Source organism: Pseudoalteromonas sp. LC2018020214, from assembly GCF_016598755.1.
In the GTDB taxonomy this organism is placed as follows: domain Bacteria; phylum Pseudomonadota; class Gammaproteobacteria; order Enterobacterales; family Alteromonadaceae; genus Pseudoalteromonas; species Pseudoalteromonas distincta.
This window is the reverse complement of sequence record NZ_CP066804.1, coordinates 3574856-3587965: the sequence shown is the minus strand read 5'-3', so window position 1 is coordinate 3587965 and position 13110 is coordinate 3574856. Positions and strand designations below refer to the sequence as shown.

18 protein-coding genes are annotated in these 13110 nt (G+C 40.2%); 6 read left to right on the top strand and 12 right to left on the bottom strand.

Annotated elements, in window-relative coordinates:
- Positions 1–18: 18 nt before the first annotated feature.
- Positions 19–897, bottom strand: a complete 879-nt coding sequence (locus JG479_RS16085; RefSeq protein WP_200219653.1) for a DMT family transporter — start codon at positions 895–897, stop codon at positions 19–21.
- Between the two features lie 235 nt (positions 898–1132).
- On the opposite strand from JG479_RS16085, the gene JG479_RS16080 reads away from it, so the two are divergent.
- Entirely contained in the window at positions 1133–1516 is a 384-nt protein-coding gene (locus JG479_RS16080) for an MAPEG family protein (protein ID WP_024605945.1), read from the top strand.
- Positions 1517–1589: 73 nt separating this feature from the next.
- On the opposite strand, the gene JG479_RS16075 is transcribed toward JG479_RS16080, so the two are convergent.
- From JG479_RS16075 to JG479_RS16065, 3 genes are all read right to left on the bottom strand, one after another.
- Positions 1590–2798 (bottom strand): M56 family metallopeptidase, encoded by a 1209-nt coding sequence (locus JG479_RS16075; RefSeq protein WP_197121530.1) that lies wholly within the window; start codon positions 2796–2798, stop codon positions 1590–1592.
- A 9-nt stretch (positions 2799–2807) separates the two neighbouring features.
- Entirely contained in the window at positions 2808–3182 is a 375-nt protein-coding gene (locus tag JG479_RS16070) for a BlaI/MecI/CopY family transcriptional regulator (protein ID WP_007377323.1), read from the bottom strand.
- 102 nt (positions 3183–3284) lie between these two features.
- A complete protein-coding gene (locus tag JG479_RS16065; RefSeq protein ID WP_002961005.1) occupies positions 3285–3977 on the bottom strand; it encodes a pseudouridine synthase in 693 nt (230 codons plus the stop codon).
- A gap of 109 nt (positions 3978–4086) precedes the next feature.
- Here JG479_RS16065 and JG479_RS16060 point away from each other — a divergent pair, with 109 nt between their 5' ends.
- Both JG479_RS16060 and JG479_RS16055 read left to right on the top strand, forming a co-directional pair.
- The gene (locus JG479_RS16060; RefSeq protein WP_002961002.1) at positions 4087–4392 is read left to right on the top strand and encodes a DUF6482 family protein; all 306 of its coding nucleotides are present in this window, start codon (positions 4087–4089) and stop codon (positions 4390–4392) included.
- A gap of 40 nt (positions 4393–4432) precedes the next feature.
- A complete protein-coding gene (locus JG479_RS16055; RefSeq protein WP_200219652.1) occupies positions 4433–4840 on the top strand; it encodes a GNAT family N-acetyltransferase in 408 nt (135 codons plus the stop codon).
- A 10-nt stretch (positions 4841–4850) separates the two neighbouring features.
- On the opposite strand, the gene JG479_RS16050 is transcribed toward JG479_RS16055, so the two are convergent.
- From JG479_RS16050 to lptM, 8 genes are all read right to left on the bottom strand, one after another.
- Positions 4851–5207: a HopJ type III effector protein gene (locus JG479_RS16050; protein ID WP_002960998.1), complete on the bottom strand. Its 357-nt coding sequence runs from the start codon at positions 5205–5207 to the stop codon at positions 4851–4853.
- Between the two features lie 21 nt (positions 5208–5228).
- Positions 5229–6332: a retroviral-like aspartic protease family protein gene (locus tag JG479_RS16045; RefSeq protein ID WP_200219651.1), complete on the bottom strand. Its 1104-nt coding sequence runs from the start codon at positions 6330–6332 to the stop codon at positions 5229–5231.
- Between the two features lie 28 nt (positions 6333–6360).
- Positions 6361–7068: an HAD-IA family hydrolase gene (locus tag JG479_RS16040; protein WP_149603364.1), complete on the bottom strand. Its 708-nt coding sequence runs from the start codon at positions 7066–7068 to the stop codon at positions 6361–6363.
- Between the two features lie 10 nt (positions 7069–7078).
- Positions 7079–8023 carry a tyrosine recombinase XerC gene (locus JG479_RS16035; protein WP_024594613.1) on the bottom strand — a complete coding sequence of 315 codons (945 nt, stop codon included), beginning with the start codon at positions 8021–8023 and terminating at the stop codon, positions 7079–7081.
- Positions 8020–8631, bottom strand: a complete 612-nt coding sequence (locus JG479_RS16030) for a DUF484 family protein (protein WP_138489814.1) — start codon at positions 8629–8631, stop codon at positions 8020–8022. The genes JG479_RS16035 and JG479_RS16030 overlap by 4 nt, the downstream gene beginning before the upstream one ends.
- Positions 8628–9458: a diaminopimelate epimerase gene (gene dapF / locus JG479_RS16025; RefSeq protein ID WP_002960987.1), complete on the bottom strand. Its 831-nt coding sequence runs from the start codon at positions 9456–9458 to the stop codon at positions 8628–8630. Before dapF ends, JG479_RS16030 begins: the two co-directional genes overlap by 4 nt.
- Before the next feature lie 64 nt (positions 9459–9522).
- The gene (gene lysA / locus JG479_RS16020) at positions 9523–10776 is read right to left on the bottom strand and encodes a diaminopimelate decarboxylase (protein ID WP_002960983.1); all 1254 of its coding nucleotides are present in this window, start codon (positions 10774–10776) and stop codon (positions 9523–9525) included.
- The gene (gene lptM / locus JG479_RS16015) at positions 10777–10971 is read right to left on the bottom strand and encodes an LPS translocon maturation chaperone LptM (RefSeq protein ID WP_138489813.1); all 195 of its coding nucleotides are present in this window, start codon (positions 10969–10971) and stop codon (positions 10777–10779) included.
- 157 nt (positions 10972–11128) lie between these two features.
- On the opposite strand from lptM, the gene cyaY reads away from it, so the two are divergent.
- From cyaY to JG479_RS16000, 3 genes are read left to right on the top strand one after another with little or no spacing between them, the layout of a single operon-like run.
- Positions 11129–11452 (top strand): iron donor protein CyaY, encoded by a 324-nt coding sequence (cyaY, locus tag JG479_RS16010; RefSeq protein WP_002960979.1) that lies wholly within the window; start codon positions 11129–11131, stop codon positions 11450–11452.
- Positions 11449–12105, top strand: a complete 657-nt coding sequence (locus tag JG479_RS16005; RefSeq protein ID WP_039486876.1) for an alpha/beta hydrolase — start codon at positions 11449–11451, stop codon at positions 12103–12105. Before cyaY ends, JG479_RS16005 begins: the two co-directional genes overlap by 4 nt.
- Before the next feature lie 22 nt (positions 12106–12127).
- Positions 12128–13105: a DUF2914 domain-containing protein gene (locus JG479_RS16000; protein WP_200219650.1), complete on the top strand. Its 978-nt coding sequence runs from the start codon at positions 12128–12130 to the stop codon at positions 13103–13105.
- Positions 13106–13110 lie beyond the last annotated feature (5 nt).

Genomic DNA, 13110 nt, shown 5'->3' with positions numbered 1-13110 from the left:
CTGCGCTTTTTTATGCCCTTAATTCGGCAACATAACCAAAACAGCAGCAATGGCTATGAGTATTAAGCCAGCAGTATCTTGTTTCTTAAGTGGCTGCTTTAACCAAAGAACGGCAATTAGCATGGTAAAAAAAACTTCAACCTGTCCAAGTGTTTTAACGTAAGCAACGTGCTGTAAGCTCATTGCACTAAACCAGCCAATAGAACCGACACAACTAAAAACACTAATTGCGGCTGTAGTACCTTTGTATTGCCACAGTTTACTAAGTGTTTGCGGCTCTTTTAATAATAAATAGCCCAGTAGTATTAGTGTTTGTAAGCTAATTACAAACAGCAAAACCCAAGCTGCTGAGTGAGGAAATAATAATCCTGAATTTAAGCTCGCTTCTCGTACCCACAGCGATGTAAGTGCAAAGCAAGTACCACAAACCAGTCCTAGTAATGCTGTTTTAGCATTAAAGTGTTTAACGCTTGTTATGCCACTGAGTAGCAATACGGCGATAGCGCCAAAAAACACACCAAGCCAACCGAGTAAAGAAAGTGCCGAGCCAAAAAATAATACACCTAAAATGGCAGCTACTAATGCCTCGCTTTTGGCAAGACCAGAACCTACAGCGTAATTATTCATTTTAAATAACTTAACCATTAAACCAGTGGCAAGTATTTGCATAACACTTGCGCCTACAATAAATCCCCAAAAGGCATTATTAAACGTAGGCATGGCGGTATCTTGATATTGATACAAACCATATAAATACACGGCAGCAATAGGGCCTGCAATAATAAAGCGAGAGAGTGTTACGCCAGCCACACTCACATCGTTACTTAATTTACTTTGCAGGGCATTACGCCATGCTTGCATGAAGGCGGCTAAAAAAGTGAAAAATATCCAGGTCATGGTCGTCATCGTTAAAATGTAAGGCAGTAAAGTTAACACGCCCTAGTAAAGCGATGCATTAACTATAATGTTGAATATTTATCATCTGCGACATTATGTCGCATGGGTTTGAGGATAAATTTAGCTATAGTAGGTCTGATGTTATTGTTAGCCGCCAGCGTTTGTCATAAAACGTATCTGGCGGCTTTTTTATTACGCTTATGCTAAATTATCCGAAACATCAAAAGGATAAATTATGACAACATTAGTTGTATGTGCATTACTTGCGGTATTAATGCCTTACTTTGCAAAAGTGCCGGTTGCTATAGCAATGGCAAAATTAGGTCGATACGACAATAAACATCCAAGGGCGCAACAAACAAAATTAACCGGCTTTGGTGCACGGGCGCTCGCTGCTCATCAAAACTGTTTTGAATCGCTTGCTGTTTTTGCTGTCGCTATTGCAGTTGTACTGGGCACTAACTCTGTAGGTGCAGTGACCGAAACGCTAGCGGTTACGCATATTGTGTCGCGTATTTTGTATTGCGTATTTTACTATATGAACCTAGATATAATTCGCTCATTAGTGTGGTTTATTGGTTTGGGTACAGCCATTGCCATGATTGTGGTGAGTTTGTAGGTTTATAGCGTAAAACCACAAAGCAAGCAGCCTAAAAGGGCGCTTGCTTTGTAGTCTTGAACAACTCGTGGCGTTAATGCGATACTTTAATTCGCTCAATTAAATCGGTAGGCGCCACTTCACTATTAATCGCAAAATCTAGTTGCACAAGTACATCTTCAAAACCTGAATCTGATGCTTTATATTTCCATTTTGCTAGTGCCTCTTTCGCTGATTTATCAAAAACATCTTTAGGTTTTGATTGAATAACACTAATGTTTTTTGTTTTACCGTTTGCTGCAATATCGTATTTTAATACAACAGAGCCGCTGATCCCTTGTTGGGCTGCTTGTATTGGGTAAGCAGGTTCAATGCGTATTGTTGGTGAAATGTGATCCTCTTTAGTCATTGCCTCTGGTTGCTTTGCAATCGCTAAGCCGCTTAGCATGCTTGCGGCTACAAGTAATAAGCCACCTTTAGCAAACTTTGAACGCTCCCCGCTGTGTTTTATATTAGTAAGTCGTTGTAACATGGTTTTTTTATCTCCGTAGTGTGAATAAGCCATAAGTCCTGTGGGCGCATTTGCCGCGCAGTTTATTAAGGCTTTGCTATATAAAATATGTTGTTGTGTGGTTTTATTGGCAAGTACCCGTTCATCACAAGTCAACTCTTGTAGTCGGCGCATGCTTGCGTAACAAAACCAAGCTAGTGGGTTAAACCAAAGTAAAATAGTAGGTAGTAACATAAGTGCGTTTGTTAGGTTGTCTTTGCGTTTTATGTGTACGTTTTCGTGCTCTAAAATAAGCGCTAATGTGGCTTTATCAAACTGGGTATTGTAGTTACTCGGTAACACCAGCTTGCTGTTTAAAATACCGACCACCATTGGCGTGGCTACATGTTGGCTGGTATAAGTTTTAACATCAGCGGTAAGAGTGCTTTCAAATTGGGTTAACTCAGTTAACTGCAGGCTTTTAATAAAGCGGGTATGCGTAATAAAGCTAGCTATTAATAACCCTGCGGTAATAAGTACATACATGAGCGCCCAGCTAATACCCATTTCATGTATAAAAGGCTGGTTAGGGGTGATTAAGTAATGGCTAATATTGCTATTTTGCAGTGGTTTAATCGCATTTGGTAAATTAGCAATAACCAATGCCGCAGGTAATAGCCATGCTAATTTATATACAAACCGCGAGCCAAGGGCTTTTAAACCAAATCGCTCGAGTAAAATAAATCCACAAAACAAAATGCTTAATAGTAATTGCTGCTCAATCAACCAATTAAAACCAGTTTGAATAGCCATGTTAATCCCTTACTTTTGGTTTTTTTCCCAGTCATCTATAACTTTTTTAAGCTCGTTTATATCTTGCTGAGAAAGCTGCTCCGATTTAGCAAAGCCACTCACAAGTGGCGCAATACGCCCACTAAAAAATCGCTCAATAAAGTTTTGGCTTTCTTTTAAGGTGTAGTCGGCGCGCTCCATACAGGGAGTATAAATATACTGGCGACCTTCTTTTTCAAATGTAAGTGCGCCTTTTTTTACTAGTCGACCTAGCAGGGTTTTAATGGTTTTTTCGTGCCATTGCTTATCGTCACTTAAGCGCTCAATTATTTGGCTCGCGGTGGCGGGGTAGTTAATCCAAAGTGCGTCGAGCACGTCAAACTCTGCTTTTGATAATTCAATCATTTTATCGCCTACAAGTGTAATCTTTAATTTAAGACTACACCTGTAATCTATTTTTGCAAGTTTATTTTTTAACTTTTTGAGATGTAGTTAAGTGATTTGGTATTAGATTTTTGAAATATCGGTTTTATTAATTTGTATATATTGGTTTTCAGGTAGGTTTAGCTTTGAAAGGGTGAGGTCACTAAATTGCACTCTAAATAAATCAATTACTTTGTATCCGCAGTAATGCGCCATTTTACGTATTTGTCTGTTTAGCCCTTGTTTTAAAACAATACTAAACTGATTACTGGCTATTTTATTTACCTCACAAGGCAGGGTTATGTGTTTATCAACGGGTACGCCTGCTGCCATTTTTTTACAAAAAGCATCGTCTAAAGGCTTATTTACGGTGACTAAATAATGTTTAGGCTGGTGGAAGTCAGGATGTATTAGTTGATTACAAAAATCTCCATCGTTGGTCAAAATAAGCAAACCACGAGAGTCTTTATCTAATCGACCAATAGGGTAAACACGGGTGAGTGTGGGCAAATGGTGAATAAGGCTGGCTGGGTCATCAATATTTAATTTGCAGTCAATACCTACTGGTTTGTGGTACGCAAAATAAACTAAATCGGCAGCACCTTTAATTTCTTTTTCGTTCACTATTATTGTGTCTTGCTCATCAACGTGATCTATATGATTCGCTGGGCGATTATTTACAGTCACTACACCTTCATCAATTAAACGCGATGCTTGTTTACGAGAACAAATACCTGCATGGGCAATATATTTAGCGAGTCGGATTTTTGTGCTCATAACGTGTGACGCCAGCGGCTAATAAAAATTTGATCGTGATTATAGCAAAGCTGCGTATCGATAATGTTAAATAACCAGAACTCAGGTTAAATATAAAAAGGTAGCCAAGATGGGTATTAAATTTTCACAGTTAAAAAAGCACGAGCCGCTACAAAAAGTTATTGTTCACTCGTTAGATATGGCGCTTTATCAAGTATCGGTAATGATTAATAACGTTGAATACTATGTAACAGAAGACAGCGGTGAGTTTTTAAGAGCGCTAAGCCCACTGCATGTTCAAAAGCGTTTTGAAAAAATAGCGTACGCACAAATGATGTTAAGGCAAACAAGCGCTTACGACGAAATGTGCGGTCAGCCGGATAAAACCAGCAGCAATATGCTTGAAGTACCTTACGGTAAAAATAATCTTTATTGATTGAGCTAATTTGCTAGTATCTGCTTTTTAAGGGCGATAAATGTATCAATTAAAAGTAGATAATACCGATGCGTTAAACTCAGCGCTCCGCGAACAAATGGTTGAATTTAACGCCCAGCATTTTGATGCGCAAAGAGTGCCATTAGGCTATAAATTTACTGATGAGCAGGGCGAGCTTGTTGCCGGTATTAGTGGGTGTGTGTTTGGAAACTGGCTGATGATTAGTTGGCTTTGGTGTAGCAATATTGCACGAGGTAAAGGGCTTGCAGATAAATTGCTAACGGCACTTGAGCAAGCTGCTATTGAGCTAGGTGCTACAACTGCTCAGCTTGATACACTTGATTTTCAAGCAAAACCCTTTTATGAAAAGCGCGGTTATAGTGTTAAGTATCAACTTAATAATTACCCACGCTCAGGTACGCGTTATTTTATGGAAAAACCACTTTAATTTTTGCTGGCTATTTTGCTTTTAGTGGCTCGCCTTCAAAGGTAATACCTAAAAAAGGTGTTGCCTCTGGTGCTAACATAAACGTGCGAATGTTCATATGATCATCCCCTTTAGGGTTTTGCAGCACGTCTTCTCGGTAAAACTTACCAAAACAATCCAACGTATTTTGTTTACTTAAATCGTTTAATTTAGCAAACGCAAAAATTTTACATGAGCCGTTGTTCTCACTCGCAGCGCTAAGTAATCCATGGTTATTAAAGCCACATGCAGTAAAGTCGTAATTTGCTTCTATCACGGCCATTGTATCGGTAAATTGAATGCTTTTTGGGTTTTCAGCAAGTGCTTTTAAATAGTTATTTAGTGTCATGTGTTACCTTTGGGTTTTTAATTATTTAGCGCTCAACTCTAGCTCATCTGTTTGCTGATTTATATTGAATTTAAATCGCGATAAAAAATTCATTCCTAGCAAACCTTGCCCACGGGTGTTTTCAATACTCAACACTTCAAAACCATAAATAATTTGCGAGCCCACTTTAAACGATTCAATTTGATAACGCTTTACAACAATTTGACCGTTAGCTGTGTTTACCGTTACATCACCTAAATATAAAGGTTGTGGCGAAATTTGCTCAATTATACTTGTAGGTAGTGAGGTTACGCTTGCGCCTGTATCAATCATTAGTTCGGTCGATAGGTTATTATTTATTTCGGTGTTTATTAAGTAATGCGCGCCGTAAGGCGTTAAAGCAACGAAGTCGTCTTGCGATTGTGCTTTATTGATCATCGCTTGCAGTGTTTGCACTTGGCTTTTTAGATTGTGCTGGTTTGGCATTCGATCAAGGGTTGCTTGTGCGCTAATTAAATCGCCTTGCTGAAAGTAGGCGTACGCAAGCGGATATAAAAACTGCGCGTTATCGCTTTTATAATCAAGCCAAATTTGTGTTTGCTCAATAATAGCTTGCCAATTTTGTTGCTCAGTTAATGTGTGTAATTCGTTTTGAGTGAGCGTATTTAAACGTGTATTTACATTACTTTGCTGATCAGCAGGCAGTAATGAATTAAGCTCAAATAAAGCAATAATGGCATTTTGTGTTTGCTCGCTATTTATTAAATACTCAACCTGTAAATTAAGTAACTCTACGTTATAAGGGCTGTTATTTAATAGCGCATTGAGAAATGATTCGCTGAGTAATAAATTGCTATTTAGCCATGTTTTAAGCTGTATCAGCCACGATGAATAAAGGTTTTTTGCGATTTCTGGATTGCTGTTTTTGAGTTGTTGATAGCTACTAAGTGCGGCTTCAAATTGGTGTTTTTTAAACTGCTGCTTTGCCGTATTTAATAGCGTATTTTGTTGTTTAGGCGATATGCTTTTTTCAGCACCTTGCGTTTTTTGTACTTTGGTTGGCGCGGGCTGCGGCCACAATAAATAAGCGTTAAGGCTAAGTGAGCCAATTAATAGCAAGGTAATTAGCTTGGTATAGTGGCTCATTGTGACCTCTTATTTAATGCAATTGGTATTATTTAATAAAGTGCGTTAAGGCATGAATATTGGCTATTTCAATATCAGCCAGCCCTTTATAAGCATAATTAACGCCTTGGTCGTTTAACCATACCGATTGGCAACCGGCATTATTTGCGCCTTGTACGTCGGTATCTAGGCTATCGCCAATGTGTAAAATTTCACTTTTAGCAACGTTTAAGTGCTCGGCGGCTTTATCAAATAAGGTGCTGTGAGGTTTTGCTTTACCGTGCATACCGGCTTGTAACACGAGCGAAAATTTATTGTGTAAGTTAAAGCGTTCAATTTCAACATTACCATTAGTTATAGCAACCAGCGTAAAGTGCTGGGCTAAGTTATCTAGCAGCTTTAGTACGTCGTCGGTTACCACTATTTTACTGCGCGCATCGGCAAAGGCGTTGTAGGCAGCATCGGCATGGTACTCTACCTCTTGCTCATTCAAATCTAGTTTAGAAAGGGCTAAGCGCAATGTATGTTGGCGCCATTTAGTGACGTTATCAGCAAGTTCAGGTAACTGTAATACGGCTTCATTGCGGCATTGTTGCCAGTATTTTGGGCCATGGGCTAAGTAGCTAGGGAGCGCGTTTAAATAATCTTGCTGCGCTTTAACCGCTGCTTTTATAATGGGGTGATTGTTGTAAAGAGTGTCGTCTAAATCAAAGCTCATGACAGAAAATGGCTTAATAGCACGATTAAATCGGATCATATTTATTTACCTAATCAGTTCGTTTTTTTGCACGAGGGTGAGTGTTGTCGTACACCTTGGCTAGATGTTGAAAATCTAAATGCGTATACACTTGTGTAGCCGACAAACTGCTGTGCCCTAGTAACTCTTGCACGGCGCGTAAATCACCAGATGATTCTAAAATATGTGACGCAAACGAGTGGCGTAGCTTATGCGGATGAACCTGCGAGCTAATGCCTTGTTTTATTCCCCACTCTTGCATGCGTAGGCGCACTTGGCGAATCGAAATACGGTTTTTTTGGCTACTTAAAAATACTGCTATTTCATCGGGCTTTGCAAACTGAGGGCGTATTGTGAGCCATTTTTTTAATGCGTCTAACGCTTTTTTGCCCACCGGAATTAATCGCTCTTTATTACCTTTACCACGCACTAAAATTTCACCATTGGCAGCGCTAATATCTTGCATGTTAGCGCCAACTAACTCGCTTATACGCAGCCCTGATGAATACATTAACTCCATCATTGCTTTATCTCTAATTGCGAGAGGTTCGTCGTCGGGTATTTCGAGCAAGCGTGCCATTTGATCTACATCGAGATTCTTAGGTAGGGGCTTTGCAAACTTAGGGCCTTTTATACCTATAGCCGGATTATGGTAATGCGATTGCTCGGCAATATTTTTTGCTTTTAAAAACTTATATAAGCTGCGAATACAACTGAGCTTTAAGCTAATTGTACGGCCACTTAATTGTTTTGATCGCAGTGCCATGCTGTAGCGGCGAATATGTTCGCCTTGTACGCCAAACCAGTCATCACATAGTTTGCTAAAATATAGGGCTGCAAAGCCTAGTTGGCTTACGTATTGATTAACTGTGTGCGCTGAATATTGTTTTTCAAACTTTAAATAATCGCTAAATAGCGTTATGGGTGTACGCCAGTGGTCGCTTAGCGCGGTAATATTAGGCGCATCGTCACTCATGCTAGTTTTTGTAACCGCAGGTGTAATGCGTTTATAAAGTCGAGCACAAACAGGTTATCTTGCGCGGGCTCAAAATGGTTTACGTTATTGCTACCAAACGCCAAAATAGCGATAGGGTGCTTGGTGTCGCCAATTAAATAAATAGCGACAGATTGTGTATCTTCACTAAATAATTGTTCGCGCTCTTGTTTATTAATTCGCCCTAAATAATGCCCAGAATGGGTAAGGCGATGCGCAATAAGCTCGTCGTACTCGGGATTATATTTTACTAATTTGCAGTCGTTAACATCTTCACTTGAGCAGATTATATTGCGTAGATTATTTGCAAGAGTGTCAAAATCGTCATGATTCCAAAGCTGGTGATGACATTGGCTAAACAAACGATATACAAGCTCGTTTTGCGTTGCATGCTTGCTCATAGCATCTATTTGGCTTTTTAAAAGCGTGTTGTGCTCGCGTAATTGACGTTGCTGAATATGTACTAGTGACGTTGCACCTTGAGCTTGCTGTTGCAGCTCAAGTTGTGCGAGTAGCTCAGGGTGATGAACTAAAAAGTCAGGATGTTGCTGTAAGTAATCAATAACCTGCTCTGTACTTAGCTCGCTCATAGCGCTACTTGTCCGTCGAAAACATGCTCTGCGGGACCAGTCATGCGTACCGGATGACCTTCACCACTCCAGCGCACTTGCAAAGTACCGCCCGGCAAATCTACTTGAACGGTTGTTGATAATTTATTTTGCATATGACCAATCACCATTGCTGCACACGCACCTGTGCCACAGGCTAGGGTTTCGTTAACGCCGCGCTCCCACACTCTTAGCTTAATGTGTTCTTGCGATACAACCTGCATAAAGCCAATGTTCGCTTTTTGCGGAAAGCGTTCATGGTTTTCAAGTAATGGACCCAATATATCAACTTGCGCGGTGGTTACGTCGTCAACCTCTAGCACGCAATGCGGGTTACCCATAGATACCGCGCCACTAAATACAGTGTGTTCTTGCGTTCTAATAATATAAGTAAGCTCGCGTTTGCTGGCTTTTAACGGAATTTTACTTGGCTCAAAATTAGGATGGCCCATGTTAACAGTTACTTGACCGTCTTTTTCTATGTAGAGCGTTAAGTTGCCCGACTTAGTCGATACACTAATTTTGTGCTTGTTAGTAAGGCCTTTCATGCGTACAAAGCGGGCAAAACAGCGTGCGCCGTTACCGCATTGTTCTACTTCGGTACCATCGGCATTAAAAATTCGATAATGAAAGTCGAGATCAGGTGAATATGGTGCTTCAACCATCAGCAATTGGTCAAAGCCAATGCCAAAGTGGCGATCTGCCAGTTTTTTGATTTGATCTCGCGACAAAAAAACATTTTGTGTAATGTTATCAATCACAACAAAGTCGTTACCTAAGCCGTGCATTTTGGAAAAATTTACTAACATAGCGCTCTAATTCGGTTTTGCTCTGTGCTAATCATGCCACAGAGCAGCTAGTAGACAAAAACGTTTATGGTAAAACTTTCTCACCTTGATAAAGGCTTTCAATAGTTTCGCGTTCGCGAATAAGGTGATGCTGCTGACCATCTACCATAATTTCTGCAACACGCGGGCGCGAGTTGTAGTTTGAGCTCATTGTAAAGCCATATGCACCCGCACTTCGTTGTGCGAGTAAATCGCCTTGTTTAAGCGCAAGTTCGCGGTCTTTTCCTAAAAAGTCGCCGGTTTCGCACACCGGACCCACAATATCAAAGTTGTGAGTAGGTGTTTCGTCGTCGCGAACGGATACCGGAATAATTTTTTGCCACGCTTGATAAAGCGCAGGGCGAAGCATGTCGTTCATACCTGCATCTACAATTGCAAAAAACTTGTCTTGGTTTTGTTTAATAAATTCAACTTGAGTAACCAAAATACCTGCGTTAGCTGCAATAGCACGCCCTGGTTCAAAAATTAGTTCAAGATGTTTGTAGTTAGCTAAGCGTTCGGTAACTTGCGCTGCATATTCACTTGGGTGTGGTGGTTGCTCGTTGTCGTATGGCACACCTAAACCGCCGCCAATATCTAAATGAGTTAGCTCAATACCGTTAGTTTTTAGCTCATCAATAAGCGCCATTAATTTATCAAGGGCTTCTAAAAAAGGTCTAACTTGCGTTAATTGAGAGCCAATATGGCAATCGACACCAATTACTTTTAAACCAGGTAAAGCCGCTGCTTGTTGATAAACACTCACTGCTGTTTGAATATCAATACCAAATTTATTTTCTTTTAAACCGGTAGAAATATACGGATGTGTTTTTGCATCTATGTCTGGGTTTACGCGAATAGAAATAGGCGCTTCTAGGTTAAGCTCGCAAGCCACTTCAGAAATACGCTCAAGCTCAGACGCCGACTCTACATTAAAACATTTAATGCCCAGTTTTAATGCGTAAGCTATTTCGTCAGACGTTTTCGCCACGCCTGAAAAAACCACTTTAGAAGCATCGCCTCCCGCTTTAATTACACGCGCTAGTTCACCTTTAGATACAATATCGAAACCCGATCCTAAGCGCGCTAATATATTAAGTACGGCAATATTTGAGTTTGCTTTTACAGCGTAACATACCAAGCTTTTATGATTTTTAGTGGCGTTAGCAAATGCTAAGTAATGGCGCTCAAATGTAGCACGCGAGTATACATAACACGGCGTGCCGTATTGCTGCGCTATGCTTGCTACGCTGACGTCTTCGGCAAATAATTGGTTGTTTTTGTAGTTAAAATAATCCATTTATTGCTCCTGACGTTGCGATGTTTTAGCTTGCTCAGCGGTAGTGGCTGGTTTAGCTGTATTTTGAGGTTGGTTTTGCTCTGTTTGTTGCTCTGGTAAATATAACGGACCGCTTTGTCCGCAGCCAGCTAAGGCGCTTAACAGTACAGTGCTTATTAATAGTCTTTTTAATTGTAAGGTATGTGTCGCTTTCATTAGATTAATACGGTTGCTGGCTTTATAATCGCAGAGTAACAGAATATCTAAAAAATGCAGCTATTCGCGGATGATTTTATTCCTGTTACACTAGCTGCACATTTTTAAAGCTAAAACGTACCCAATATTAGGCGGCTCGCCTGCAAAGGAAATAACAATGACTGAACACGAATATCACCAATTAGCCGAAGCTCTTATGTTCACTATTGAAGAGCAGGTTGATGATTGCGAAGCTGATTTAGATTATGAATCGGCACAAGGTATTTTAGAAATTATTTTTCCTGATAAAAGTAAAATAGTGATCAATAAGCAAGCACCTCTTCATCAAGTATGGGTTGCGACTAAGTTTAATGGACATCATTTTGAAATGCGTGATGGGTTATGGATTGATAACCGCTCTGGCGCTGAATTTTGGGCGTTTATAAATGAAGCCTCAACTCGTCAAGCAGGCCAAGAAGTTAAGTGGCAATCATCACTATGAGTTTAGAATTTGTAGAATATGCAGCCCAAAGTGAACACAAAGCAACGGTTATTTGGTTACATGGTTTAGGTGACTCTGGGGATGGTTTTGCGCCAGTAGCCCCGCAGCTAAATTTACCAAGCGAGCTTGGTATACGGTTTATTTTTCCGCATGCGCCAGTGCAACCGGTCACCATAAATGGTGGCATGGAAATGCGCTCTTGGTACGATATTAAGTCTATAGAATTAGATAAGCGTGCCGATGAACAAGGCGTAAGAGATTCTGCTGCAAAGGTAGAAGAGTTAATTAATAAAGAAATTGCTAATGGCATTCCTGCTAATAAAATAATTTTAGCTGGTTTTTCTCAAGGTGGTGTTGTGTCTTTGCATTTAGCGCCGCGCTTTGAGCAAAAGCTTGGGGGTGTTATGGCGCTTTCTACTTATATGTGTGTGCCACACAAATTTGCTGATGAAGCAAAGCATTCTGATTTAAACGTATTTATGGCTCATGGTAGCCAAGATAACGTTGTACCGCACAGTGCGGGTAGAAATGCGTTTGAAGTATTAACAGCACATAACATGGATGTAAGCTGGCAAGAATATCCAATGGCTCATCAAGTTTGCGCAGAAGAATTGCAAGCTATTCGCCAATGGTTAATTGCTCGTTTAAGCTAATTTTGGAACCGCTGAGGTCAATATGAGTCAAAAAATAGTTATAAAAGCAAATGTTAAACGCGAATTACAACAGAGCGTACCAACGGTAAGCTACGAGTGGAATTGGCGTCGTATTGTGAGTATTGCTATGTTGGTATTAATGACCTCTGCAGCAGTTGTTTATGGCTTAACCACCTCTGTTAATGCAGAGCAAGGTGAGCACCCAAATGAGCAGGAGCAATTCTTAAGTTTTAGCAGTAACGCTGAAAACCAAACAAGCGATGAGGTAATGGATGTTGAGCCTCAATCATCAGTAAACAATACCTCAGCTGCGTCTGCAGAGGTAACTCAAGCGAGTATTGAACCTTTGTTAGCTGAGCAAAATGAGACACAACTAAACATTTCAAGTAATACACCTGCCGAAGTAGACCTTGTAAATAATCCCCCGGCTTTGTTGGCTAACAACGATATTGTTACTGATCAAAGCGAAAGTATTAATACAGAGTTAAACTCAAACCTTGATAATGATGTGCAAGAAGAAACCGCAGAAGCCCAAAACGTAACTGAGCCTGCTAGTCAAAGTGACTTACTTTTAGAGTTAGAAAGTGATGATGGCGCATTGAGTGGCACTGAAGGTTTTTCCTCTACAGCACATGTGGCAAGTGTGGCATTGGGCGCACAAATAGACACGGGTAAAATTAGTCGTGCGGTACTTACTCGTAAAGTAAGTAAGCGTGAGCCTACTAATGTGTTTGCTGCTGATATTAGGTTAAGCCAGTTTGAGGAAGGGTTATCGTTTTTTAGCGAGATTAAAAACCTTCAAGGCCAGCAAGTTAAGCATGTTTGGTCGTTTGAAGGTGAAACGATGGCTGAAATTACACTTAATGTTACTTCGCCTCGTTACAGAACGTATTCAACAAAAAATATCATGAACACACAAACAGGTCATTGGCGTGTTGATGTAGTTGATGAGCAAGGTAATTTAATTGCCCAAAAAGAATTTAGAATTTTAGCTGACTAAAACAG